This is a genomic window from Labrys sp. F242, assembly GCF_057813875.1.
In genome coordinates, this window is the sequence record NZ_JBVASG010000001.1 from 2313179 (window position 1) to 2337567 (window position 24389).

The window sequence follows — 24389 nt, forward strand, 5'->3', positions numbered from 1 at the left end:
CGCATGATTGTGTTTCCCGGACATCGGGTTTCGCGCAATAGGTGTATTTTTCGCAGCTTTGACGCGAAAGATTTAGAAAGCTTTCGCGTCAAAGTGGGGCAATCGGCCCTACCCTGGCGTGCCGCCGCCTAAGCAGTCGCCGAACCGACAGTTCACTTCTTCGTCTTTCTTGCGGCATTGCAGCAAATGGTCTACCCAACACCGACGGATCGGCGATACGTAGGCCTTACTTGAGCCGGGGGGCTCCTTTCTGGCCAAGGCGTGACCGCGTATTTCCGTACAAGGAGGATTGCATGAGCGGTAACACGGCGACTCTGACTATTGGTGACAAGGCAATCGAATTGCCAACCAAGGCCGGCTCCGTTGGTCCGACGGTTGTTGATATTGCGCCCCTTTATAAGCACACGGGCATGTTTACCTACGATCCAGGCTTCACCTCGACGGCGAGCTGTGAATCCCAGATCACCTATATTGATGGCGATGAGGGCGTGCTGCTCTATCGCGGCTACCCGATCGAGCAACTCGCCGAGCATGGCGACTTCCTCGAGACCTGCTATCTCCTGCTCTATGGCGAACTGCCGACGGCTGCCCAGAAGGCGGACTTCGACTATCGCGTCACGCGCCACACCATGGTGCATGAGCAGATGGCTCGCTTCTTCCAGGGCTTCCGCCGTGACGCCCATCCGATGGCCGTGATGGTCGCCTCGGTCGGCGCCCTTTCGGCCTTCTATCACGACTCCACCGACATCTCCGACCCGCATCAGCGCATGATCTCGTCGATGCGACTGATCGCCAAGATGCCGACCCTGGCTGCGATGGCCTACAAATACACCATCGGCCAGCCCTTCGTGTATCCGCAGAACAATCTGGACTATCCGTCCAACTTCCTGCGCATGTGTTTCTCGGTCCCTTGCGAGGAATACAAGCCCAATCCGATCCTGGCCCGCGCGCTCGATCGCATCTTCATCCTGCATGCCGATCACGAGCAGAACGCGTCGACCTCGACGGTCCGCCTCGCGGGCTCCTCGGGCGCCAATCCGTTTGCCTGCATCGCCGCCGGCATCGCCTGCCTCTGGGGCCCGGCCCATGGCGGCGCCAATGAAGCTGCGCTCAAGATGTTGCAGGAAATCGGCACGGTCGATCGTATCCCGCAATATATCGCCAAGGCCAAGGACAAGAATGATCCCTTCCGCCTGATGGGCTTCGGCCACCGCGTCTACAAGAACTACGATCCGCGCGCCAAGATCATGCAGCGTACCACCCACGAGGTGCTGAACGAGCTCGGCCACAAGGACGACCCGTTGCTCGAGGTTGCGCTGGAACTCGAGCGCATCGCTCTGCACGACGAGTATTTCGTCGAAAAGAAGCTCTATCCGAACATTGACTTCTATTCGGGCATCACGCTCAAGGCGATGGGCTTCCCGACCTCGATGTTCACCGTGCTGTTCGCCCTGGCCCGTACCGTCGGCTGGATCGCACAGTGGAAGGAAATGATCGAAGATCCTTCCCAGAAGATCGGCCGCCCGCGCCAGCTCTATACCGGCGCAGCCCGCCGCGACTACGTTTCACCGGCCCAGCGCCGCTAAGATAACAAAGGGCGGATCCTCGGATCCGCCCTTCTCGTTTCCAGCCCCTGCTATTTGCGGCACGAGCGCTTGAGACCCTCAACCCGCCTTGCCGGCAATGGTTTCCAGCACGATGCGGGCCGCTCGCTGCGACGGGGACTCCCCCACCACCTGCATGCGTTGATCGATCTCATCGAAGGCGTGCATCTGCGAGCGCCGTTCATCGGTATTCCCCAGCAATCCGGCCATGAGATCGGCCAGACGGTCCGGTACGACCTCTTCCTGGAAGAGTTCGGGCACAGCCTGTCGATCGAGAATCAGATTGGGCAACAGGAAAAAACGTCCCTTGACCAGGCGACGGGCCAGGAAGGCCTCCCAGGCCGGAAAGCGATAGGTTCCGATCATCGGCACCTGCGCCAAAGCCAGTTCGAGCGTCACCGTGCCCGATGCTGCCAGTGCCGCTCTCGCCCGGCGGAAGGCCGCGTATTTCTCGTCGGGATCGGTGATGATCAGGGGATTCGGCGCCCAGCCGGCGGTCGCCTGCCGCAGACGCTCGGCATGGCGCGGCACCGTTGGCAGCGCGGCATCGAAGGGCCCGATCCTGGTGGATAGGAGCTCGATCGTTCGGCCGAAATCTTCCGTCAGGAGCCCCACTTCGCTCGAACGGCTGCCGGGGAGCACCAGCACCAGCGGTCGGTCCCCCTGCCGGATCGTCTCCTCCTCGGCATTGGGGCGCAATTCATGCAGGCGCTCCATCAAAGGATGGCCGACATAGGAACAAGGGGGGCCGTTCAACCGACGATAGGCCTCGGGTTCGAAGGGCAGCAAAGCGAGCACGTGGTCGACATAGGCCCGCATCGACACCGCCCGGCCCGGGCGCCAGGCCCAGACGCTGGGGGAGACATAGTTGATGATAGGCAGATGCGGCAGGCGCCGGCGCACGCGCTTGGCGACGGCATGGGTAAAATCCGGACTGTCGATGATCACCAGGCCATCGGGCGGATCGGCAACGATGGAGTCGATCACTTGCCAAGCGCGCCGATAGATCGTGGGGAAGCGTCCGATCACGGCAGCAAATCCCATCACCGCAATGTCGTCGAGCGGAAACAGGCTCTCCATGCCCTCGCGCGTCATGGCGGGCCCAGCCGTGCCCTTGAACACCACGGGCGCACCCGCCTGCGCGCGCAAGGCCTGCATCAGCTTGAAGCCGAGCTGATCGCCGGAATGTTCGCCCACGACGATGGCGATCTTCAAAGGCCGATCCATCATCATCACACCCCGACAAGGAATAGATTGGCGGCATCGGCTGCTGCAATCGTCGCATCCCGCTCCAGCACGAGAACATTGCCGGCCTCGATGGCGATACCAGCAAGTCCGGCCTTCTTGGCGAGGCGCACCGTGCGCGGGCCGATGCTCGGAAGGTCGGCCCTGAAATCCTGTCCCGGCTTGGCCGCCTTCACCAGCACACCGCCATCCTGCTCGGCGATGGGCGGGCGGCCATGGCGCGACAAGCGGCCAAATAGGCCAAGCCGGCGCAAAACGGCAACTCGCCGGATCATGTTATCCGTGCCCTCGGCGGCTTCGACGGCCAGTACGCGCCTTTGTGCGACTACAACGCCCTGGCCAATGTCGCTCGGCCCCATGGCGGCAAGAGCGCGCCGGCCGATGGCGATCCCTTCGAGCTCCGCCGCGCTGGGCGACAGATGGCCGAGCGTCCCCCTGGGCGCCATAAGCGACGGCGCCACATCACGAACGCCGACGACCGCATAGCCGTGCTTTTCCAGAAAGACGATGACGCCCCGGAGGAGATTGTCGTCCCCGCCCTCGAGCACGTTACGGATCTCTTCGAGATGCCGTACGGCCTGGATGCCGGACCGCACCATGCCGAGCCCCGGGCGATGCACGGCACCCGCCAGGATCACTCGGCCTGCACCGGCCCGGGCCAACTCCTGCAGAACCCCTTTCGGGTCGATCAGGCTGACCGGATATTGGGCGTAACCAGCAAAATCGGCATCCGCAAAGCCCTTCAAGGGCAGGATCACGACAGCTTCGCCCCGCTCTGCCGCCTCCGCTGCAATCTCGGCCGGCAAACGCCCCGCCCCGGCGACAACCGCCAAGGCAGGCATGGCTGAGACCGTTCCGGCAGCAGGCGGCGTGCTCACGCCTCGCTGCCTGCGAGATCTCGCGCCGACGCATCGCGCGGCGTTACCAAAGCACGCTCACCGCCGGCTCTCACGAAATCGACGATCTCCATCACCGCGGCCTGATCGGCGAAGGTCTCGGCGACCCTTTCCACGCGTTCCTTCAAGGTCCCAGCGGAGGCAAACAGCATGCGATAGGCATGACGCAAGGCATGGATCTGTTCCCGCCCGAAGCCGCGGCGCTTCAGGCCGATGATGTTGAGGCCTGCCAGGCTGGCGCGATCACCCAGGGCCATGCCGAAGGGGATCAGGTCGTTCTCGAGCCCGGACAGGCCGCCAACGAAGGCATGCGCCCCGACACGCGCGAACTGGATTACCGCAGCGGCTCCGCCCAGAATGGCATAGTCGCCAACCGAGACATGGCCGGCCAATAAGACACCGTTGGAGAGGATGATGTTGTTGCCGAGCTTGCAATCGTGCCCGACATGGGAATTGGCGAGAAAGGCACAGCGATCACCGACAATGGTGTGCATGCCGCCACCGCTCGTGCCGGGATTCATCGTTACCCCCTCCCGGATCAGGCAATCACTGCCGATGGTGAGGTCCGAGGGCTCACCAGCATATTTGAGGTCCTGTGGCTGATGACCCAGCGAGGCAAAGGGGAACACCTTGCTGCGCGCGCCGATGCTGGTACGTCCGGCGACGACGACATGCGAATGCAATGTGACGCCGTCAGCCAAAGTTGCCTCGGCTCCAACAACGCAGAAAGGGCCGATGCTGACGCCTTCGCCCAGTTTTGCTCCCGCTTCGACGACCGCGGACGGATGGATGATCTGGCGAGCCCCCTCCGCCATTATTCGGTGACCAGCATGGCGGAGACGATAGCCTCGGCGACCGTGACACCATCAACCTTGGCCTCTCCCTTGTACCACCACATATTGCGGCGGTTCTTCAGTTTAGTCAGGTGCAGACGCATCTGATCGCCCGGCGTGACCGGCTTACGGAAACGGCATTCGTCGATTGTCATGAAATAGACGACCTTGGGCTTGGCCTTGCCCTCGCTGCTGAGTACGCAGATCGCGCCGGCCGTCTGCGCCATCGCTTCAATCACCAGCACGCCTGGCATCACCGGTTGCCCGGGGAAGTGGCCGGTAAAATGCGGTTCGTTGAAGGTGACGTTCTTGATGCCGACGGCGGAATTGTCGCCATCGATCTCGACGATGCGGTCTACGAGCAGGAAGGGATAGCGATGCGGCAGCAGGGTCAAGAGCTTGCCGATATCTGCGGTTTCCAGCGTTCCAGGGGTTGCTTCACTCATATAGGTCTCATTTCCTGAACCTGCCCGGCCTTCAGCCAGAGCGCTTAAACCAAACTCCATATCGCTCCCTAGAGCAAAGCGCGTTTCAACGAAAACGCTTTTTGCTCTAACTCCTTGTTTCGATGCGTCTTTGCGATTCCCGATAGACACACGGAATCGCAAGACGCTTTAGGGAGCGGATCCCTCGTCCGTACCTTGCCCCGATCGAACCCGCGAATTCTTGACCAGCCTCTTGAGCAGGGCCAGTTCGCGCGCATAGTCCCCCAATGGCTGGGCAGGCGTACCGCCCATGCGCGCGCCCGGCGGCACGTCGTCCTTGACGTTGGCGGCGCCGGCGATCTGGGCGCCCATGCCGATGCGGATATGGCCAACCGTGGCGGAGGCACCCCCCATCACCACGAAATCCTCCAGGACGGTCGAACCGGAGATCCCGACCTTCGCCACCAGCACGCAGTGCCGCCCGACCATGACGTTGTGGGCAATCTGCACCTGATTATCGATCTTGGTGCCCTCGCCGATGATGGTGTCACGATTGGCACCACGATCGATGGTGGTGCAAGCGCCGATCTCGACATCATCCTGCACCACGACGCGACCGACCTGCGGCACTTTGAGGTGGCCGCGCGGCCCCATCGAAAAACCGAAACCATCCTGGCCAAGACAGGCACCGGCATGGATGATGACACGATTACCGATCAGGGAATGCTGGATCACCGCATTCGGGCTGATCGAGCAGTCGCGGCCGATCCGAACATCCGATCCGATCACCGCGTTGGCGCCGACGATGGTCCCTGCCCCGATTTCCGCCCGCGGCCCGATGACGGCGCCCGGATCGACGGTCACACCGATCTCGAGCCTCGCTTCGGGGTGCACGACGGCACCCGGCGAAATGCCCTTGGCTCCGAAAAAGGATTGTGGGCGTGCCGCATCCGGGAACAACGCCATGCCGATCTGGGCAAAGGCACGATAGGGCTCGCGCGCCACCAGCAAGGGCGCATTCTTCGGGGCGCGATCGGTGAATTTGGGCGAGATCAGAATCACCGCCGCCTTCGACGTTTCCAGCATCGGCAGATAATGCGGATTCTCGAGGAAGCTCAGATCGCCCTCCCCGGCATGATCGAGCGGCGCCACGCGTTCCACCGTCAAGTCCAGCGACAGGCCGGCCGCCGGTTCAGCGCCGGTGAGTTCGACGATGTCGGCAACGGTGAGGTGGTTGCGCGCGTGAAAGAATACCGGATCCGTCATCAACTCCACGCTACGGTCAGCCCCCAAATCCGGCTTCGAGTGGCTGCTCCGAAACCGGTGATCTTTTTCATTATGAATAGACCAGTCCCTTTGCAAAAGCGTTACCGGCCTGATCGTTCATCCCCAGAGCAAATCAGGTTCATGTCCGAACGCTTGTTCGCTCCAGCTCCTAGTTTCCAAACCAATCCAACGGATTGGCATGAGCGTCGCTGCGGCTCTGGTTGACTCCGTCAAATCGTAAAACGCTCTAGCCCTTACACGATGAAGGGGATGCAATGCAAAACACCGAGTATTTCCGTTCATTGCGGCATGCGAAGGATACCGCTTTGCGAACAAAAAACCGGCCGGCCCCGAAGGGACCGGCCGGCACAAACCCCAGGTCAGATCATCAATAGTTGACGATCGTGCCGAAGCGGAAAGCCTGCGTGTCGTCATGCTTGTCCTTGGTCAGGACGTAAGCGTAGTCGAAGCGCAGCGGTCCCAGAGGCGAAGCCCACAGCAAGCTGGCGCCGACGGAAGAGCGGATCTTGTGGCTGTCGACGAGATCGAACTCTCCAGGATGCGCGATAGCGAAATTCTTGCCACCATAGCCATAGAGAGTTCCGGCATCTGCGAACACAGCACCCCGCAGACCCACCTCACGTGGCAAGCCGAAGATCGGGAACTGCAGTTCTACCGTACCGCCGAAATAAGTCGTACCACCCAGACCATTGCCCTTGGAACCGCCAGCGATGTCGCGCGCACCAATGCCGCCCGGAGCAAAACCACGCACCAGATCGGGGCCAGGGCTGAACTGGTCGACGATCGCCAGATTGTCCTTGTCTCCGAAGCCGCGCATATAGCCGCCCTGTCCGCGAACCATCACGGTGAGGTCGTCGGTCAGCGAATAGTAGTAGCGACCATCGATCGACTGCTTGATGAACTTGGCATCGCCGCCCAAGCCGGCAATGTCCTGTTTGAACTGGACATAGATACCCGAACTCGGCTGCTTGAGATCATCGAGCGTGTTGTAAGTGAGGGTATAGCCAATCATCGAGACAAGGCGACGTCCCTCGTCTCGGAGTTCCTTGATGGCCCAGGATGCCTCACCGTTCGTAAAGTCACCATCCCAATATCGACCATCCGGGATCGTCACCTTCTCCGAATAGATCGTGTAGTTGACGCCGACCGTGAAGTTCTCGGTGATCGGGAAGGCTGCGCGCAGAGTGCCGCCGGTGGTCTGGTCCTTGTAGTAGCTGTAGTCGCTGTCATCCGTGGTCTTCGAGAACAGGTCGAAGCCGGCGGCGATGCGCTGCCCCAGGAAATAGGGCTCGGTGAAGGACAGGCTGTAGCCCTGCGTGCGCTGGCCGTACTGTACCGAAGCCTTCACATACTGGCCACGGCCCAGGAAGTTGCGCTCGGTGAGCGAGACTTCGCCAAGGAAGCCGTCCGAGGTGGAGTAGCCGCCGCCCAGCGAGAATTCGCCGGTCGACTGATCTTCGACCTCGACATTGACGATCACGCGATCGGGCTCCGAGCCCGGCTCGTTGGTGACGCGAATGTTCTTGAAGTAGCCAAGGTTGCGCAGGCGGCGGGTCGCCCGTTCGATCAGCGCTTTGTTGTAGGGGTCGCCTTCACCAACGTCGAACTCGCGGCGGATCACATAGTCACGCGTGCGGGTGTTGCCGCGGATGTTGATGCGCTCGATATAGACCTTCGCGCCCTCTTCCACGACATAGTTGACGCTGATGATGTTGCCGCCGGCGTCACGAACGGCGCGCGGGCGGACCTGAGCGAAGGGGTGGCCGGAACCAGCCAGCTTGATCGTCATGTCCTCGACGGTCTTGTCCACGTCCTCGCCACGATAGGTCCAGTTGTTCCACGACTGGACATCGCCATTGAGGTCGGCGGGGTTGACGTCGGAAATGGTGGATTCGACCTGCGAGGGGCCGAACTTGTAGTACTGCCCCTCGTCGACCGTGACGGTGAGGACATAGGCGTCCTGCTTCTCGTTCAGCGACGGCACGATCGAGACGACGCGGAAATCAGGATAGCCGTGGTTCACATAGAACTGGCGCAGGCGCTCTTCGTCACCGGCGAGGCGATCCGGATCATAAGTGTCGGTGGTGCGCAGCCAGCCGAGATAGCCGCTCTCGATCGTGGCCATCTGGCGCTTCAGGCGCCAGGCAGAGAAATTGTTGTTACCGACGAAGTTGATCGAGTCGATGCCGACCTTCGAGCCCTCAGCCACCGTGAAGACGAGGTCGACGCGATTGTTCGGCAACTGGACTTCGCGATAGGTAATCTGCACCGTCGAGCGGCCGGTCCGGTTGTAGGCCTCACGCATGCGATCGATGTCCGCATTGAGGGTGGCCTGGTTCACCTGGCTGCCGGGCTTGGTCTCCATGATGGAAGACAGCTGGTCCGCTGTGACCTTCTTGTTCTTCTCGAACACGATGCGGTTGACGATCGGTGCCGAGCGCGACGCAACATGCTTCCTCGGAGCGGCTTCAGCCGTGCCCACCAAAGGAGATGCCACGAAGGCCCCGAACAACGACGGAACCGCGACAGCCGCGAGGGCAACGCCCAGCTTCAACTTGTACATTGCTGTTGCCATCGGGTCTAAATCCCACTCTTTTTACCAAACCAAGTCGAGTTCAATGCCAAACCTCACCAGCCCGCATTGCTCTCATTGGAAATGCTTCTACAGGGTTTCCGGACACATGCAAACCGACCCCCGGCCACCGTCCGTCCTTTTTTGGGAGACCGTTGCGAATCCGCCACGCCCTCTCAACCGCCCGATAATTGCTGTGACAGATCATGGCCCAACACCAAAACAGTGATTGTAATTATCAACATGAGCCCGATGCCGAAGGACAGTTCCTGCGCACGGGCTCCCACTGGCCTGCCCCGGATCGCCTCGATGGCGTAAAAGACCAGATGTCCGCCATCTAGAACCGGAATCGGCAACAGATTGATGAAGCCGACGGAAATCGACAGACCAGCCGTGAGCAGGATCAGACCGGCGAGCCCGATGGTTTCGGTAATCGTCTTGGATACGACCGCAATGCCGACAATGCCGGTCACCTGCTTGGGATCGCCACGTCCGGCAAAGAGGTCGTAGATAAATTTCGCTGATGCACCAATACCTTGTCCGGTTTCCTTGGTGCCTTGCCACAGCGCCGAAACAGGGTCGAGACGCGACATGCCGCCGGGGCCGATGCCGATGATGGCCCGCGAAATGGTCTTGCCATCGGGCGTGGAGAACGTACGCGTTTCAGGGGTGACGCTGACGTCGAAGCTCTCCTGTCCACGCTCGATGGTGAGGTTCACGGGGCGCCCGGGCACAGCCGAAATCAGTTCCGGAAGCTGGTCGAACAGGGTGACTTTGGTGCCGTTGACCTCGACGATCCTGTCGCCCTTGCGCAGTCCCGCCTTGGCCGCCGGTCCGTCAGCCTTGATCGGCCCGATAATGGCGTCAGAATTCGGGTAACCATAAATCGAGAATGCAGCCGCGAAGACAAAAGCGGCCAGGATGAAATTGGCCAGAGGGCCGGCCGCCACGATGGCGATGCGCTGCCAGACCGGTTTGTGGAACAGGCTGACCGCACGCTCCTCCGGCGTCATCAGCTGGTTGCGCTCTTCATCGGGCAGAGAAGCGGCATTGGCATCGCCGAAGAAGCGCACATAACCGCCGAGGGGGATTGCTGCGATACGCCAATGGGTCCCGTGCCGGTCGTCATAGCCGAACAATTCCGGCCCGAAGCCGATCGAGAAGGTCACGACTTTCACGCCGCACCAGCGCCCGACAAGGAAATGCCCAAGCTCGTGAAAGAAGATCAGGATGGAAATGATCACGATGAACGGCACGAAGCCGAGAGCACCGAGACCGAAACTATCCAAAAAACCCATCATCCATTCCTCTCACGCGCCAAAAGCCAAGCCACACCGGCCTACTCAGGTTCCTCATGATGGGGCCACAGGCACGGTCAGGAGGAACTGGCAAGATAGCAAACCAATTTGCAGAGTTTCCCGGCGAGGCTCACTCTTGGGTCTCGTCGGGAAACTCTGCCTAGCCTTTCGGCACTACCACACAATGAAGCCCTGGGCCGGATGCAGGCCAGCATGCGCAAGCCCGATCAGCAAAGCAGCCAGCGCCGCCGCCAGAAAGCCGTCGAGCCTGTCCATGACGCCGCCATGGCCGGGTATCAGCTGGCTCGCGTCCTTGGCATCAAAGCGGCGCTTCAAGGCGGATTCAAGGAGATCACCACCTTGAGAGATCGCCGCCAGCGCGGCCCCTATGGGAACAAGAACAACGGAGCCGCCGACAAGGCCGGCCGCCGCCGCAGCAAACACGGTGCCGCCGATGAAGCCAGACCAGGTCTTCTTCGGGCTTACCCTCGGCCAGAGCTTGGGACCACCCAGGGTCCGACCAGTGAAATAGGCCAGTACATCCGAGCCCCAGACAATGGCAAACAGCACGAAAATGGCGCGCATACCATGGGGCTCGTCGAGCCTCAAAAGAGTAACCGGCAAGACCACGCAGGCCGCATAGGGTATGGCGACAGCGGCCAGCAGCGGCTGCGCCAGACCTCGTCCCCACGCCAGGCCGCCCATCACCGCCGCGCCCCCGACGACGGTCAACAGAGCGGTTCCGGCTTGCCCGCTCAGGGCGAACAGCGTGGACACGGCGAGCAGGCCGACACCGAGCACAACGACCAGCCAATCGCGTCGACCGGCGGCGATCAGAAACAGCCATTCGCAAAGAACGGCAGCAGCGGCGAGGAACCAGAACAGTACGAAAAGAGGGCCTCCCCACCAGGCCGTGACCAGCGCCAGCCCGGCCATCACCAGGGCTGAGGCGATGCGGATGGAAAGATCGGACCAGTTGGCCTTGGATGCGCCTGCCATGTCAGAGACCGCGGACGGATGGCACCGCCCCCCGCAGCCGGCAAGCCGCTGTTCCCCGACACAAAACTGCTGTCACATCTTCCCCCACAGGCACGTCGACGATACCGCCCTAGCCGGAATTGGCCTGACGGGGAGGATCGGTCTCGCCAAGCCCCCCGAAACGACGGTCGCGCGCGTGATACTCGGCCAGCGCCGCTTCCAGGGCCCGGCGGTCGAAATCCGGCCAGAGCAAGGGAATGAAAACCAACTCCGCATAGGCCGCCTGCCAGAGCAGGAAATTGGAGAGCCTTTGTTCTCCTGAGGTCCGGATGACCAGATCTGGATCCGGAATATCATGCGTGTGCAGATTGGCGCCGATGGCTTCGGCCGTAATGTCTGCGGGCTTGAGCAGCCCTTCCGCAACCTTCTCCGCCAAGCGCCTGGCTGCCGCAACAATCTCCTGCCGGGCGCCGTAGTTGAACGCCACGACGAGGGTCAATCCGGTATTGGCGGCCGTGAGATTCTCGACCTCGATCAGGAGCTCGGCAAGTTCGGCGTCGAGCCCTTCTCGCTCGCCGATGATACGAACCCGGACATTGTTGGCATGCAGGTCGGCCAGATCGTTGCGCACAAAGCGCTTCACCAGCCCCATGAGATAGTCGACTTCAGTCCGGGGCCTCGACCAGTTCTCCGACGAGAAGGAATAGAGCGTCAGGTAACGGATGCCCAGCTCAGCAGCGGCGCGGACGGTACGCCTGAGCGCCTCCACGCCCCGGCGATGCCCCTCGAAACGGGGCATCAGGCGCTTGGAGGCCCAGCGGCCATTACCATCCATGATGATGGCGACATGAGCCGGCGGGGTCGCCACAGTTGCGTCGTCGATTTCGTCCCTGCCAAACATTGGTGCCTCGAAGCTTCTCCGCCGAACCGGCTGGCACGAATTCTATCGAACGATCATCGGATAGACAGTGGATAATTGGTGTCGAATAGGGGGAGTAAAATAGTCCTTGCGGATAATCTGCACCCCTCTTCCGTCACACCTGCATGATTTCCTTCTCCTTGGAGAGGAGGGTCTTATCGATTTCGGCGATCATCGCATCAGTCGCCTTCTGCACCTGATCGGCCAGACGCTTTTCTTCGTCTTCACCAATCGTACCGTCTTTTTCCGTCTTCTTCAGAATGTCCAGGCCGTCACGGCGGACATGCCGAACCGCCACGCGCGCCGACTCGGTATATTTATGCGCGACCTTGACCAGTTCCTTACGGCGATCCTGCGTCATCTCGGGAATGCGCAGCCGGATCACCTGTCCCTCGGTCTGCGGATTGAGTCCAAGATTGGAGTTCATGATCGCCTTCTCGACGGCGCCGACCATGCCACGGTCCCAGACCTGCACGCTAAGCAGGCGCGGTTCGGGCACCGAAATGGTGGCGACCTGCGACAGCTGCATGCTGGCGCCATAGGCATCGACATGCACCGGTTCGAGCAGTGAGGAAGAGGCCCGGCCGGTGCGCAGACCACCCAGTTCATGTTTCAGCGCATTGAGCGCGCCTTCCATGCGACGCTTGACCTCGGCGATATCGAATGACGCAGCCATGTTCCTGCCCTCGAATTTCTTTGACGGAAGTGGTCAGGGAGTGACCAGAGTGCAACGCCCCTCCCCGCGCAGCACGGCTGCCAGGGATCCGGGTTGTTGAATCGAAAAGACAATTATCGGCAAGCGCGCCTCGCGGGCAAGCGCAAACGCCGCCGTATCCATGATCTTGAGGTCTTTGCGGATGACCTCGTCATGGGTGATGTGATCATAGCGGGTAGCAGCGGGATCCTTCTTGGGATCGGCGGAATAGATGCCGTCGACCTGCGTACCCTTCATCAGGACGTTGCATTCCAGCTCCGCCGCACGCAGTGCACCGCCGGTGTCGGTGGTGAAGAAGGGATTGCCGGTGCCGCCCGCCAGCAGCACGACACGGTCCTTGGCCAGATGCTCCATCGCCTGCTGGCGCGTATAGGTTTCGACCACCGACGGCATGGCGACGCCGGACATGGCGCGAGCGGATTGGCCGAGGGAAGCGAGTTGGGCCTCGAGCGCGATGACGTTCATTACGGTGGCGAGCATGCCCATCGAGTCGGCCGCAGGCCGCGACAAGCCCATACCGGCGATCTGCGAGCCGCGGAAGATATTGCCGCCGCCCACGACCACGCCGACTTCCACACCCAGCTTGACCGCTTCGATGACGTCCTCGGCTATCCGGCGCACCGTGCCGCGATCGATGCCGAAGGCCTCGCCTCCCATCAATGCCTCACCGGAAAGCTTCACCAGGACGCGTTTATAGGGAAGTACCGCCATGACTGCTCTCCGATTCGCTGGCCACTTATACAACAGGCGGCTCTAAGCCGCCTGTTGTCGATCTCGATCATCCACATGGCCGAAGTGCGGCCAAGGGTCGTTGGAATAGAAGATCAGGCGGCGTGACCAGCCTGAGCGGCAACTTCGGCTGCGAAATCGCTTTCCTGCTTCTCGATGCCCTCACCCAGAGCGTAGCGGATGAAGCCAGCCACCTTGATCGGGCCGCCGGCAGCACCTTCGCTCTCCTTGATGGCCTGGCCGACCGACTTGGAGGGATCGAAGATGAAGGGCTGCTCGAGCAGGGTTACTTCCTTGAAATAGGTCTTGATGCCGCTCTCGACGATCTTGGCGATCGCAGCTTCCGGCTTGCCCTGCTCGCGATACTTTTCGGCGAGAATGGTCTTCTCACGCTCGACAATCGCGGCATCGACGCCGGCGGCATCGACTGCGACCGGGTTCGAAGACGCGACGTGCATGGCAATCTGACGGCCGAGTTCGGCGAGCTTCTCGGTATTGCCAGCGGACTCCAGCGCGACAATCACGCCGATGCGGCCCTTGTTGGCAACGACCGGGTTGTGGATATAGGTCGCCAGGGCGCCCTGCCCGACCGAGACGATCTTGGCACGGCGAAGCGACATGTTCTCGCCGATCTTGGCGACCGTGGCGGAGATCTTCTCCTCGACCGTGCCGCCGCCCGGGAAGGCAGCCGCCTTGAGGGCCTCGACGTCCTCGCCGGTCTTCAGAGCCACTTCGGCGATACCGCCGACCAGATCCTGGAACTCGGGGTTACGGGCCACGAAGTCGGTTTCGGAATTGACTTCCACGGCAACGCCCTGGTTGCCTTCGACCAGCAGGGCGACAAGCCCTTCGGCAGCGACACGACCAGCCTTCTTGGCGGCCTTCGACAGGCCCTTCTTGCGCAGCCAGTCAACGGCGGCTTCCAGATCGCCGGCGGTCTCGGTGAGCGCTGCCTTGCAATCCATCATGCCCGCGCCGGTCTGTTCGCGCAGCTCTTTCACCATGGCGGCGGTAATGTTCGACATTGCAGGATACCTCTTTGGGAAACCGGAACAGGTCCGGTGATGGGAAGCGGCCCGGCGCTTACCACTCCAACATCACAATTGGAAGGCGAGCAACCGGGCCGTGTTCAGGGATAGATAGGGAGGCTGCAACGAAATTGCAGCCTTCAGACCGTGTCAGGCGCCGGCGACCAGATTGCGGGCCAGTTCCACCCAGCCGTCACGATCGATACGACCGTTGAGCTTGAGCTCGGCATCGACCTTGGCAACGTCGGCCGGGGTCATGGCGGCGACCTGCCAATAGTGCCACAGACCACCCTCGTTGAGCTTCTTCTCGAGCTGCGGGCCGACGCCGGTCAGCTTGGTCAGATCGTCGGGCGCGCCGCGCGGAGCGGACAGGAGCTCGAAAAGCTCACCCGAAGCGGCTTCGTCGGCAACCGGCAGTTCCTCGACCAGCGGCGCTTCTTCGGCGCCGATGTCGAGACCCATGTCGCCATGGGCGCGGGAGATGCCGTCGAGAGCGGCACGGGCGACGAGATCGCAATAGAGCGACAGAGCGCGGCCAGCGTCGTCATTGGCCGGAATCGGGAAGGTAATGCCATCCGGATCGGAATTCGAATCGAGGACGGCGGCCACCGGGATGTTGAGGCGGCGGGCTTCCTTGATCGCGATGTCTTCCTTGTTGGTATCGATGATGAAGATCAGGTCGGGGGTACCGCCCATGTCCTTGATACCGCCGAGGGCGCGCTCGAGCTTGTCGCGCTCACGGGTGAGGTCGAGGCGCTCCTTCTTGGTGTAGCCCTGCTGGGCGCCACCGGAGAGCAGCTCGTCGAGCTTGCGCAGACGCTGGATCGAGTTGGAGATGGTCTTCCAGTTGGTCAGCGTGCCGCCGAGCCAACGCGAATTGACATAATACTGGGCCGAACGGCGGGCCGCATCGGCAACCGCGTCCTGAGCCTGGCGCTTGGTGCCGACGAACAGCACGCGACCGCCACGGGCGACCGTGTCCGACACCGCCTGCAGAGCGCGATGGAACGCAGGAACCGTCTGGGCGAGGTCGATGATGTGGATGCCGTTGCGCACGCCGAAGAGATAGGGCCCCATCTTGGGGTTCCAGCGGTGCGACTGATGGCCGAAATGGGCTCCAGCTTCGAGCAGCTGGCGCATGGAAAAATCTGGCAGTGCCATAGAGTTGTAACTCCGGTTTGATAAGGCCTCCGCGGACATCTACCGTGCCTGCCTCGCCGCGCCATAGCGGACGAAACAAAACACGGCACCGGAGCGGCAGGGCCGCTTCGTCCGCGTGTGGAATGGCGCGCTCTATAAGGGGATGTGGGCGATTAGGCAAGGACAAATGCTGAAAAGGCACACGCCTCGCTCCCTTCGTCCAGCGCACAAGCTGAAATCCGCATCACGGCCTTCAAGACCGGCACACCATATGCGCCCTACTTCGCTCACACGCCGCTTCCCCGCATCACATCTGCATGACGGTCGCTACACCCGGGATCGCCTTGATCGCACCGGCGATCTGCGGGGTCACCAGGAATTTGCCGGGCAACTTCAACTCGACCTCCCGCATGCCGCCATCCAGCTGCAGGATCAGGAAGACCTCCCCCTCCCCGCGCTGGCCCAACCGCTTGGCGACCGATTCAAGGGCCAGCTCGCCTTGCAGGAAAACCTTGATGCCGCGTTGGGTCTTGGCGGTGGCGTTGTCGAGTTTTTCGGCCGTCACGATGCGAATGCGTACATCGTCTCCTTCATGAGCGGCCTGCACGCCGACCAGCACGGCCGTGCCCGGCTCGAACAAGTCACGATATTGCGCCAGGCCTTCCGAGAAGATCACGGCCTCGAACTGGCCCGAGGCGTCGGAGAGCATGATCACGCCCATCTTGGAGCCGGTTCGGGTCTTGCGCTCGGAACGTGACAGCACGGTCGCCGCCAGGCGCCCTGCCGTGGCCCCCTGCTTCACTTTCTGGGTGAATTGTGCCCAGGACGGCACCTGCAGGCGCTCCAAGGCGGTGACGTAGGCATCGAGCGGATGGCCTGAAAGGAAAAAGCCGATCGCGTCGAACTCGCGTTGTAGACGGTCGGCGGGTTCCCACGGCTCGACAACAGTACCTTTCAGTGGCTCGGGCGTCGAAGCGGAGCCGAACATGTCGGCTTGTCCATCACTCTTCTCGGCATGGGCGCGCTGCGCCTGCGCCATGATGGCATCGATGGAGGCGGTGATGCGCGCCCGATCACGGTCGAATTCGTCGAAGGCTCCCGCCGCCGCCAGGTTTTCGAGAATGCGCTTGTTGATGGCCTTGGGATCGATACGCCGCGCGAAGTCGCCGAGGTCGAAGAAGGGCTGGTCACCGCGGATCTCGACCAGGCGCTCCATCGCCGCCAGGCCGACGCCCTTGACTGCACCGAGAGCATAGCGGATCGAGCCGTCATGGACCTCGAAGTCAGGCCCCGAGCGGTTGATGGAGGGCGCCTCGACCTTGATGCCGAGCCGACGCGCTTCCAGGCGGAATTCGGCGAGCTTGTCGGTGTTCGACATATCCAGCGACATCGACGCCGCCATGAACTCGACCGGATAATTCGCCTTGAGATAGGCGGTCTGGTAGGAGACCAGCGCATAGGCGGCCGCGTGGCTCTTGTTGAAGCCGTAATCGGCGAACTTGGCGAGATAATCGAAGATCTCGTCCGCCTTGGCCTTCTGAGTCCCCCCCTCGACGGCGCCTTTGACGAAGCGCACACGCTGGGCATCCATCTCCGCCTTGATCTTCTTGCCCATGGCGCGGCGCAGCATGTCGGCCTCGCCCAGCGTATAGCCGGAGAGGATCTGCGCGATCTGCATCACCTGTTCCTGGTAGATGATGACGCCATAGGTCTCTTCCAGGGCCGGCTTGAGCTGGTCGAGCATGTAGTCCGGCTCTTCAAGCCCCTTCTTACGGGCGTTGTAGACCGGAATATTGGCCATCGGGCCCGGGCGGTAGAGGGCTACCAGCGCGATAATATCCTCGAAACGGTCGGCGTTCATGTCGAGCAGCGCCTTGCGCATGCCCGCGCTTTCCACCTGGAACACACCCACCGTCTCGCCACGGCCGAGCATTTCATAGCTCTTCCTGTCATCGAGAGGCAGGCCTGCAAGATCGAGATCGATGCCGCGCTGCTTGAGGAACATCAAGGCGCGCTGCAGCACGGTGAGCGTCTTGAGGCCGAGGAAGTCGAACTTCACCAGGCCCGCCTGCTCCACCCATTTCATGTTGAACTGGGTGGCCGGCATCGGCATCGAGGTCTTCGGATCGTGATAGAGCGGCACCAGCTCCACCAGCGGACGATCCCCGATCACCACGCCGGCGGCATGGGTCGAGGCGTGACGATAGAGCCCCTCCAGCTTCTGGGCGATGCTGAGCAGGCGCTCGACGGTAGGATCGTCCTTGGCGGATTCGCGCAGCTTCGGCTCGTCCTCGATCGCCTTGGCCAGCGTTACCGGATTGGCCGGGTTCTGCGGCACCAGCTTGCACAGCTTGTCGACCTGGCCATATCCCATCTCCAGCGTACGCCCGACGTCGCGCAGCACGCCGCGCGCCTGCAGGGAGCCGAAGGTGATGATCTGCGCGACCCGATCCTCTCCATATTTCTCCTGCACATAGCGGATGACCTCGTCACGCCGCTCCTGGCAGAAGTCGATGTCGAAGTCCGGCATCGAGATACGTTCGGGATTGAGGAAGCGCTCGAACAGCAGGCTGAAGCGCAGCGGATCGAGATCGGTGATGGTGAGAGCGTAGGCAACCAGGGAGCCTGCACCCGATCCACGCCCCGGCCCGACTGGGATTCCCTTCCCCTTGGCGTGCTTGATGAAATCAGCCACGATCAGGAAGTAGCCGGGGAATTTCATGCGCTCGATGATAGAAAGCTCGAATTCCAGCCGCTTGGCGTAGCTGTCTTCGGTGTGGCCAGGAGCCGGCCCATGCGCGGCCAGCCTGGCCTTGAGGCCTTCCTCGGCCTGGCGACGCAATTCGACGGCCTCGTCGACGGGGGCGCCCGTCTCGTCAAGACCCGTGGAGAAACGCGGCAGGATCGGCTTTCTCGTACGCACGCGAAAGGCACAACGCTTGGCAATTTCAATAGTATTTTCAATAGCCTCTGGAAGATCCTTGAACAAGGATACCATTTCTGCCCGGCTCTTGAAGTAATGGTTCGGCGTCATTCGCCGCCGATCCGTCTCGGCCAGGATGCGACCTTCGGCGATTGCCATCAGCGCATCATGCGGTTCGCTGTCGGCCCGCGCGGCGAAATAGACCTCGTTGGTCGCCACCAGCGGCACGTCGGTCGCATAGGCGAGTTCCAGAAGCGGAGCCTCGACCTGTTGCTCTTCCGCGCTGTCATGGCGCTGCACTTCGACATAGAGACGATCGGCGAACATCGCCAGCAGGCGCTGCAGCCGGATCCTCGCGAGATCGTCAAGCCCCTCGCGCAGAGCCATGTCCAGTGGACCGGAGGGGCCGCCCGTCAGTGCAATCAGGCCCTCCTGGAACTCGGCCAGGCGCCCGATAGAAACATGCGCCTCCTCGCCGTTGGCAGGATCCATGTAGCAATGGGAAGACAGCGCCATCAGATGGCCATATCCCACTTCGCTCTGAGCCAGCAGAATCATGCGCGGCAAACGCCGCTGGTGCAAAGGCCGCCGGTCCGAGGCATCCTCGCGGTCGGCGAAATTGATCGCCAGCGAGATGCCCATGATCGGCTGGATGCCGCTACCGGCGAGCTTTTCGGAAAACTCCAGCGCCCCGAACAGATTGTTGGTGTCCGTCAACGCCAGGGCCGGCATGCCGTCGGCCTTGGCGAGATCGGCAAGCTTGGGGACCTTCATCGCCCCCTCGAGCAAGGAATAGGCCGAGCGGACATTCAAATGGACGAAGCCCGGACCGTTCGCCTTCCCCTCCGCCATGACACCTCCGCTTTGCTCTGGCCGGCAGCGCGACTCGCTGCCTGCCTTCCCCTATGGTTTATGGCAATCCGGCCGGGCACCATAGCTGACTTTCTACCCCAGCCACGGATGGCCACATCAGCGTCACATCTTCGCCACTGCCCCTTGTTGAGAGCCTGTGGACAAGTGTGGACAAATCTGGCTTAAACGCCGCTCAGGAAGCTCGTCCACATGGCGAGCATGACGAGGAACAGGCTCATCGAGGCGATGGCGGCGAAATCTTCCGTGAAACGAGCAAACATAATGTTCTCCTCTCTTCGATAGAGACATCTTGTTCACGTTTTGTTCCGAGTCAAGCGCATCGTCGCCGAACCGCCATCTTATGTCGCGCTTATGTTCCCCTGACGCGAGCCATCAGCACTCGCGCCCGCATCATCTCAACGGAATTTTCTCGATATTATTCAAGATGTTATGCGGCACGCCCCTGCTTGTCGGGGCCGATCGATTCCGGCGTTTACCATAGTGAGAAGCGCCGTTCACAATCGGGCGTTCACCGTCACAATTGTCAGTTGAGCTCGACGATATGACCATCGCGCAGGGTGACGCGGCGGTCCATGCGCGCCGCCAGATCGAGATTGTGGGTCGCGATCAGGGCCGCCAGACCGGACGCACGCACCAGCGCCGTCAGCGTGCCGAAGACATGATCCGCCGTACCGGGGTCGAGATTGCCCGTCGGTTCGTCGGCCAGGATGAGATGCGGGGCATTGGCGACCGCACGGGCAATGGCGACACGTTGCTGCTCGCCGCCCGACAACTCGTTGGGCCGGTGGCCGAAGCGCTGACCGAGGCCAAGGAAGGTCAGCAATTCTTCGCCACGCTGTCGCGCCTCGCGGCGTGACAGGCCCCGGATCATCTGCGGCAGAATCACATTCTCCAATGCCGAAAACTCCGGCTGGAGATGGTGGAACTGGTAGACGAAGCCGATCGAATTGCGGCGCAGGCGCGTGCGTCCGGTATCGTTCAGGTCGGCTGTGGAATCGCCGGAGATCAACACATCTCCGCCATCCGGCCTCTCGAGCAGGCCGGCGATGTGGAGCAGGGTCGATTTGCCGGCCCCCGAGGGAGCGATCAGCGCTACCGACTGCCCCGGCATCACCACGAGGTCCACGCCGCGCAGGATGCGCAGTTCCGTGGGGCCCTGCTGGTAGCTCCGTTCGACTGCCCGTAGCTCGAGGGCTGGAATTTCACCCGACATGCTCATCGGCTTAGCCTCCCCTCAACGCTTCGACCGGGTCGAGCTTGGCGGCCCGCCAGGCGGGATAGAGCGTTGCCAGGAAGCACAGGATCAAAGTGGTGACGACCACCACGGTCACTTCCGTCGGATCGGTCTTGGCCGGCAGGCGCGAGAGGAAATAGATCTCGGAGGCAAAGAGCTGCGTGTTTGACAGCCAGGAGATGAATTCCTGGATGTTCTCGATGTAACGACATACCAGCAGGCCCAGCAGCAGGCCGACTATCGTGCCGAGCAGGCCGATCGCCATGCCGGTGATGAAGAAGATGCGCAGCATCGCGCCACGCGTCGCGCCCATGGTGCGCATGATGGCGATGTCGGTCTGCTTGGACTGCACCAGCATGACCATGCTGGAGACGACCCCGAGCGCCGCCATGATCACCAGAATCAACAGGATCATGAACATCACGTTGCGCTCGACCTGCAGGGCCGTAAAGAAGGCTGAATTGCGCTGGCGCCAGTCGACAAGGGAAACCGGACGTCCCGCTGCCGTCTTGATCGCCTCGCTCTCGGACTGCACGCGGTCGGGGTTCTCGATATAAACCTCGATCGCCGTGGCATCCCCGTCCCGGTTGAAATAGGCCTGCGATTCCTGCAGCGGCATGATCACGAAGCCACTGTCGATATCGGACATGCCGACCTCGAAGGTGGCGACGACCGGATAGACCTTCATGCGCGGCGTGGTACCGAAGGCTGTCTGGTCTCCCTTGGGAGAGATCAGGGTAATGCCGTCGCCGATCTGCAGGCCGAGCGAGGATGCGAGCCTGGCGCCGATCACCACGCCCTGCCCCTGGTCGAAATTGTCCAGCGTGCCGTCCTTGATATTGTTGGCAAGCCCCGGCAAGCGCTTGAGATCCTCGAGCTTCATGCCGCGCACCAGGGCGCCGCTCGCCGAGAAGGGCGACGACACCAGTACCTGTCCTTCCACGAAGGGAACAGCCAGGGTCACGCCGGGCACCTTGGCGAGGCGGCTGGTAACCGCATCATAGTCAGTCAGCGGCGTCTCATAGGGAGAGACGACGATATGCCCGTTGAATCCGAGGATCTTGGATTGCAGTTCGACACGAAAGCCGTTCATCACCGACATCACGATGATGAGAGCGGCGACGCCGATGAGGAAGCTCAAAAAGGACAGAACGGCAATCAGAGAAGCCACTCCGCCCTTGCGATGCGGCATCAGATAGCGCAGGGCCACCATCCACTCGAAGGCGGAGAAAGGCGGCGTTCCGGTCGGTTCCGACGATGTCGTGGCTGAAGCAGACGCGTTCATGGCATTCCAGGTGGGGCGCGAGGCCTCTTACTCTGCGAGAATCGCGGCGTTTGCACGGCAAAAATTCAGCGATGCCCAGCTTTGCCACGGCTTTTTGACGCTCTAATCGAGGCGCCTCTTGCGCAATGACGAAGATCCCATTGAGATTAGTCGTTACAATTCAAATGAATACAAAAATTTCTTGATAAACAACAAAAACGCCGCGAGTGCCTCTGGCACGCGCGGCGTCGATGAGGTCAGCCTGCCGGCCGCAGCGAACCCGGCTCAGCCCACCAGGACGAGCGCGTCCGAGGGGGTCAGCAATTGGCGTTCGCCGGTGCGGCGGTTCTTCACCTCGACCTTGCCCTCCGCCAGGCTCTTGGGACCGACGATAATCTGCCAGGGCAGGCCGATCAGATCCATCTTGGCAAATTTGCCGCCGGGCCTTTCATCGGTGTCGTCGAGCAAGACGTCGACCCCCTTGGCGCCGAGCTGAAGATAGAGATCGCCGCAGGCAGCATCCACCGCGCTGTCGCCCGGTTTGAGATTGATCAGGCCGACCTTGAACGGCGCGATCGCCTCCGGCCATATGATACCAGCCTCGTCATGGCTCGCCTCGATGGCCGCGCCGGCGACGCGGGTGGGCCCGATGCCGTAGGAACCGCCATGCACGGGAATGAGGGAACCGTCGGGACCTGCGACGACGGCCTTCATCGGCGCGGAATATTTCGTGCCGAAATAGAAGATATGCCCGACCTCGATGCCGCGCGCGGAGACCTGCTTGTCGGCCGGCAGGGCGTCGAAGGCAGGCTTGTCGTGCTTCTCCTCGGTCGCCGCATAGAGCGAAGTCCATTGATCGACGATCGCCTGCAGCCCGGCCTTGTCGTCGAAATCCGTGCCCGCCGAGGGCGGTGCCATCGACAGATAGTCGCGATGGCAGAACACTTCGCTCTCGCCCGTCGAGGCCAGGATGATGAATTCATGGCTAAGATTGCCACCGATCGGGCCGGTATCGGCCACCATCGGAATCGCAGTCAGGCCGAGCCGCGCGAAAGTGCGCAGATAGGCCACGAACATCTTGTTGTAGGAATGCTGCGCACTGGCCTGGTCGAGATCGAAGGAATAGGCATCCTTCATCAGGAATTCGCGCCCGCGCATCAGGCCGAAACGGGGGCGGATCTCGTCCCTGAACTTCCACTGGATATGGTAGAGGTTGAGCGGCAGGTCCTTATAGCTGCGCACATAGGCACGGAAGATCTCGGTGATCATCTCCTCATTGGTCGGCCCATAGAGCATCTCGCGCTCCTGGCGGTCCCGAATGCGCAGCATCTCCTTGCCATAATCGTCATAGCGCCCGCTTTCGCGCCACAGATCGGCGGATTGAATGGTCGGCATCAGCAATTCGATGGCGCCGGCACGATTCTGCTCTTCGCGAATGATCGCGTTGATCTTGTTCACCACACGCAGGCCGAGTGGCAGCAATGCGTAGATTCCGGCCGCTTCCTGACGGATCATGCCCGTGCGCAGCATCAGACGATGGGAAACAATTTCTGCTTCCTTCGGCGTCTCGCGCAGAATAGGCAGGAAATAACGGCTCAAACGCATAGGACAAACCTTCTCCAAGCAGCCGGCGACCTCTGCTGCGCCGGGTAAGACATGTGGCAAAATCGCGATTCAAGATGAAAGGACGCGCCGATCGAGACCGTAGACACGCCTGTCCGGCAAATCGCTTCCGATCGCCAGCTCATGGCAGCTTGACCCGATCCCTCGTAAAAACACAAGGGTAAGACCAGCAAAACCGCCATTATTTGGCAATTTGCGCGCACAACACGATGAGTGCGATGCTACCTGTTCGTTCATCAACTGCCCACGAACGGCGCAGCCTGGTAAAACGACGCGCACAAATTTTAAGCAAAGATATTAATTTTGTGCCGATCGCTGCACAAAGACGTGACAAGCAAAAAAACTTCGTCTAGCGTCCGTCCCGTCAACGACAGGGCATCCGAACTCAGCAATGAGTAGAAGGAAGTCAGGGTCCAAGTCTTGGGAGGAAGCCCGCAGGCGCCGCCGGTGAACAAACCGTTGTCGAGCAGCCGTCCTGACACTTCAAACAGCACAAAGATGCGTGAAGGAAGTCTCAGGAAGATGGGTTAGGACGAGGTCTAGAATAAGGCGAGGCTCGCAAGAGCCTCGCCTTTTTTAATGCGTGTTGGCGTAACGGCATGTTGCATCATGCGGACGCATCGTGACAACCACATGACAATGTCGGATCGGCGGAAGCTCCGTCGCAATGGCGACAGCATCGCCGGGTGGAATCGGATTTTTCCCAAAGCAGATTCCTCCTGCCTGAGACCGTGGCTCGGGCAGGAGCAATCTGCAGAATATCAAACGCTTGCAAAGTTTCCCGATTTTGCCCACGAATGGGC

Annotated in this window: 18 protein-coding genes; 1 reads left to right on the forward strand and 17 read right to left on the reverse strand. The window is 61.4% G+C overall.

What is annotated here, in order from left to right; all coding sequences use genetic code 11:
* The first annotated feature begins 293 nt into the window (after positions 1 to 293).
* Complete coding sequence (gene gltA, locus ACZYTC_RS10910; protein WP_434956058.1) at positions 294 to 1586, forward strand: citrate synthase; 1293 nt, start codon at positions 294 to 296, stop codon at positions 1584 to 1586.
* A 78-nt stretch (positions 1587 to 1664) separates the two neighbouring features.
* On the opposite strand, the gene lpxB is transcribed toward gltA, so the two are convergent.
* The 17 genes from lpxB to proS form a co-directional block, all read right to left on the reverse strand.
* Entirely contained in the window at positions 1665 to 2837 is a 1173-nt protein-coding gene (lpxB, locus tag ACZYTC_RS10915; protein WP_488989591.1) for a lipid-A-disaccharide synthase, read from the reverse strand.
* Entirely contained in the window at positions 2837 to 3727 is an 891-nt protein-coding gene (locus tag ACZYTC_RS10920) for an LpxI family protein (protein ID WP_488989592.1), read from the reverse strand. Before ACZYTC_RS10920 ends, lpxB begins: the two co-directional genes overlap by 1 nt.
* The gene (lpxA, locus tag ACZYTC_RS10925; RefSeq protein WP_488989593.1) at positions 3724 to 4560 is read right to left on the reverse strand and encodes an acyl-ACP--UDP-N-acetylglucosamine O-acyltransferase; all 837 of its coding nucleotides are present in this window, start codon (positions 4558 to 4560) and stop codon (positions 3724 to 3726) included. The genes ACZYTC_RS10920 and lpxA overlap by 4 nt, the downstream gene beginning before the upstream one ends.
* On the reverse strand, positions 4560 to 5024 hold the full coding sequence (fabZ, locus tag ACZYTC_RS10930) for a 3-hydroxyacyl-ACP dehydratase FabZ (protein WP_434956054.1): 465 nt from the start codon (positions 5022 to 5024) through the stop codon (positions 4560 to 4562). The genes lpxA and fabZ overlap by 1 nt, the downstream gene beginning before the upstream one ends.
* Positions 5025 to 5192: 168 nt before the next feature.
* Positions 5193 to 6269: a UDP-3-O-(3-hydroxymyristoyl)glucosamine N-acyltransferase gene (lpxD, locus tag ACZYTC_RS10935; RefSeq protein WP_488989594.1), complete on the reverse strand. Its 1077-nt coding sequence runs from the start codon at positions 6267 to 6269 to the stop codon at positions 5193 to 5195.
* Between the two features lie 388 nt (positions 6270 to 6657).
* Positions 6658 to 8865 (reverse strand): outer membrane protein assembly factor BamA, encoded by a 2208-nt coding sequence (gene bamA, locus ACZYTC_RS10940; protein ID WP_488989595.1) that lies wholly within the window; start codon positions 8863 to 8865, stop codon positions 6658 to 6660.
* Between the two features lie 173 nt (positions 8866 to 9038).
* The gene (locus ACZYTC_RS10945) at positions 9039 to 10163 is read right to left on the reverse strand and encodes a M50 family metallopeptidase (RefSeq protein ID WP_441772502.1); all 1125 of its coding nucleotides are present in this window, start codon (positions 10161 to 10163) and stop codon (positions 9039 to 9041) included.
* A 171-nt stretch (positions 10164 to 10334) separates the two neighbouring features.
* Complete coding sequence (locus tag ACZYTC_RS10950) at positions 10335 to 11159, reverse strand: phosphatidate cytidylyltransferase (RefSeq protein WP_488989596.1); 825 nt, start codon at positions 11157 to 11159, stop codon at positions 10335 to 10337.
* A 109-nt stretch (positions 11160 to 11268) separates the two neighbouring features.
* Positions 11269 to 12039, reverse strand: coding sequence for an isoprenyl transferase (locus ACZYTC_RS10955; protein WP_434956049.1), 771 nt, complete (start codon positions 12037 to 12039; stop codon positions 11269 to 11271).
* A gap of 133 nt (positions 12040 to 12172) precedes the next feature.
* Positions 12173 to 12733: a ribosome recycling factor gene (frr, locus tag ACZYTC_RS10960; protein WP_434956048.1), complete on the reverse strand. Its 561-nt coding sequence runs from the start codon at positions 12731 to 12733 to the stop codon at positions 12173 to 12175.
* A 33-nt stretch (positions 12734 to 12766) separates the two neighbouring features.
* Positions 12767 to 13483, reverse strand: coding sequence for a UMP kinase (gene pyrH, locus ACZYTC_RS10965; RefSeq protein ID WP_434956047.1), 717 nt, complete (start codon positions 13481 to 13483; stop codon positions 12767 to 12769).
* Between the two features lie 113 nt (positions 13484 to 13596).
* On the reverse strand, positions 13597 to 14526 hold the full coding sequence (gene tsf / locus ACZYTC_RS10970) for a translation elongation factor Ts (RefSeq protein ID WP_434956046.1): 930 nt from the start codon (positions 14524 to 14526) through the stop codon (positions 13597 to 13599).
* A gap of 153 nt (positions 14527 to 14679) precedes the next feature.
* Positions 14680 to 15690: a 30S ribosomal protein S2 gene (locus tag ACZYTC_RS10975; RefSeq protein WP_434956045.1), complete on the reverse strand. Its 1011-nt coding sequence runs from the start codon at positions 15688 to 15690 to the stop codon at positions 14680 to 14682.
* Positions 15691 to 15976: 286 nt separating this feature from the next.
* Entirely contained in the window at positions 15977 to 19444 is a 3468-nt protein-coding gene (gene dnaE, locus ACZYTC_RS10980; protein ID WP_441772504.1) for a DNA polymerase III subunit alpha, read from the reverse strand.
* Positions 19445 to 19988: 544 nt separating this feature from the next.
* Positions 19989 to 20684, reverse strand: a complete 696-nt coding sequence (locus ACZYTC_RS10985) for an ABC transporter ATP-binding protein (RefSeq protein ID WP_434956044.1) — start codon at positions 20682 to 20684, stop codon at positions 19989 to 19991.
* Positions 20685 to 20688: 4 nt separating this feature from the next.
* On the reverse strand, positions 20689 to 21984 hold the full coding sequence (locus tag ACZYTC_RS10990) for a lipoprotein-releasing ABC transporter permease subunit (protein WP_434956043.1): 1296 nt from the start codon (positions 21982 to 21984) through the stop codon (positions 20689 to 20691).
* Between the two features lie 264 nt (positions 21985 to 22248).
* Positions 22249 to 23568 carry a proline--tRNA ligase gene (gene proS / locus ACZYTC_RS10995; protein WP_434956042.1) on the reverse strand — a complete coding sequence of 440 codons (1320 nt, stop codon included), beginning with the start codon at positions 23566 to 23568 and terminating at the stop codon, positions 22249 to 22251.
* Positions 23569 to 24389: the final 821 nt, after the last annotated feature.

Excerpts from the sequence above, each read along its gene's own strand:
- frr (WP_434956048.1), bottom strand. The coding sequence starts at position 12,733 with ATGGCTGCGTCATTCGATATCGCCGAGGTCAAGCGTCGCATGGAAGGC.
- fabZ (WP_434956054.1), bottom strand. The coding sequence starts at position 5,024 with ATGAGTGAAGCAACCCCTGGAACGCTGGAAACCGCAGATATCGGCAAG.
- ACZYTC_RS10945 (WP_441772502.1), bottom strand. The coding sequence starts at position 10,163 with ATGATGGGTTTTTTGGATAGTTTCGGTCTCGGTGCTCTCGGCTTCGTG.
- gltA (WP_434956058.1), top strand. The coding sequence starts at position 294 with ATGAGCGGTAACACGGCGACTCTGACTATTGGTGACAAGGCAATCGAA.
- ACZYTC_RS10990 (WP_434956043.1), bottom strand. The coding sequence starts at position 21,984 with ATGAACGCGTCTGCTTCAGCCACGACATCGTCGGAACCGACCGGAACG.
- proS (WP_434956042.1), bottom strand. The coding sequence starts at position 23,568 with ATGCGTTTGAGCCGTTATTTCCTGCCTATTCTGCGCGAGACGCCGAAG.
- lpxB (WP_488989591.1), bottom strand. The coding sequence starts at position 2,837 with ATGATGATGGATCGGCCTTTGAAGATCGCCATCGTCGTGGGCGAACAT.
- bamA (WP_488989595.1), bottom strand. The coding sequence starts at position 8,865 with ATGGCAACAGCAATGTACAAGTTGAAGCTGGGCGTTGCCCTCGCGGCT.
- ACZYTC_RS10985 (WP_434956044.1), bottom strand. The coding sequence starts at position 20,684 with ATGAGCATGTCGGGTGAAATTCCAGCCCTCGAGCTACGGGCAGTCGAA.
- dnaE (WP_441772504.1), bottom strand. The coding sequence starts at position 19,444 with ATGGCGGAGGGGAAGGCGAACGGTCCGGGCTTCGTCCATTTGAATGTC.
- ACZYTC_RS10955 (WP_434956049.1), bottom strand. The coding sequence starts at position 12,039 with ATGTTTGGCAGGGACGAAATCGACGACGCAACTGTGGCGACCCCGCCG.
- lpxA (WP_488989593.1), bottom strand. The coding sequence starts at position 4,560 with ATGGCGGAGGGGGCTCGCCAGATCATCCATCCGTCCGCGGTCGTCGAA.
- ACZYTC_RS10950 (WP_488989596.1), bottom strand. The coding sequence starts at position 11,159 with ATGGCAGGCGCATCCAAGGCCAACTGGTCCGATCTTTCCATCCGCATC.
- lpxD (WP_488989594.1), bottom strand. The coding sequence starts at position 6,269 with ATGACGGATCCGGTATTCTTTCACGCGCGCAACCACCTCACCGTTGCC.
- ACZYTC_RS10975 (WP_434956045.1), bottom strand. The coding sequence starts at position 15,690 with ATGGCACTGCCAGATTTTTCCATGCGCCAGCTGCTCGAAGCTGGAGCC.
- pyrH (WP_434956047.1), bottom strand. The coding sequence starts at position 13,483 with ATGGCGGTACTTCCCTATAAACGCGTCCTGGTGAAGCTTTCCGGTGAG.
- tsf (WP_434956046.1), bottom strand. The coding sequence starts at position 14,526 with ATGTCGAACATTACCGCCGCCATGGTGAAAGAGCTGCGCGAACAGACC.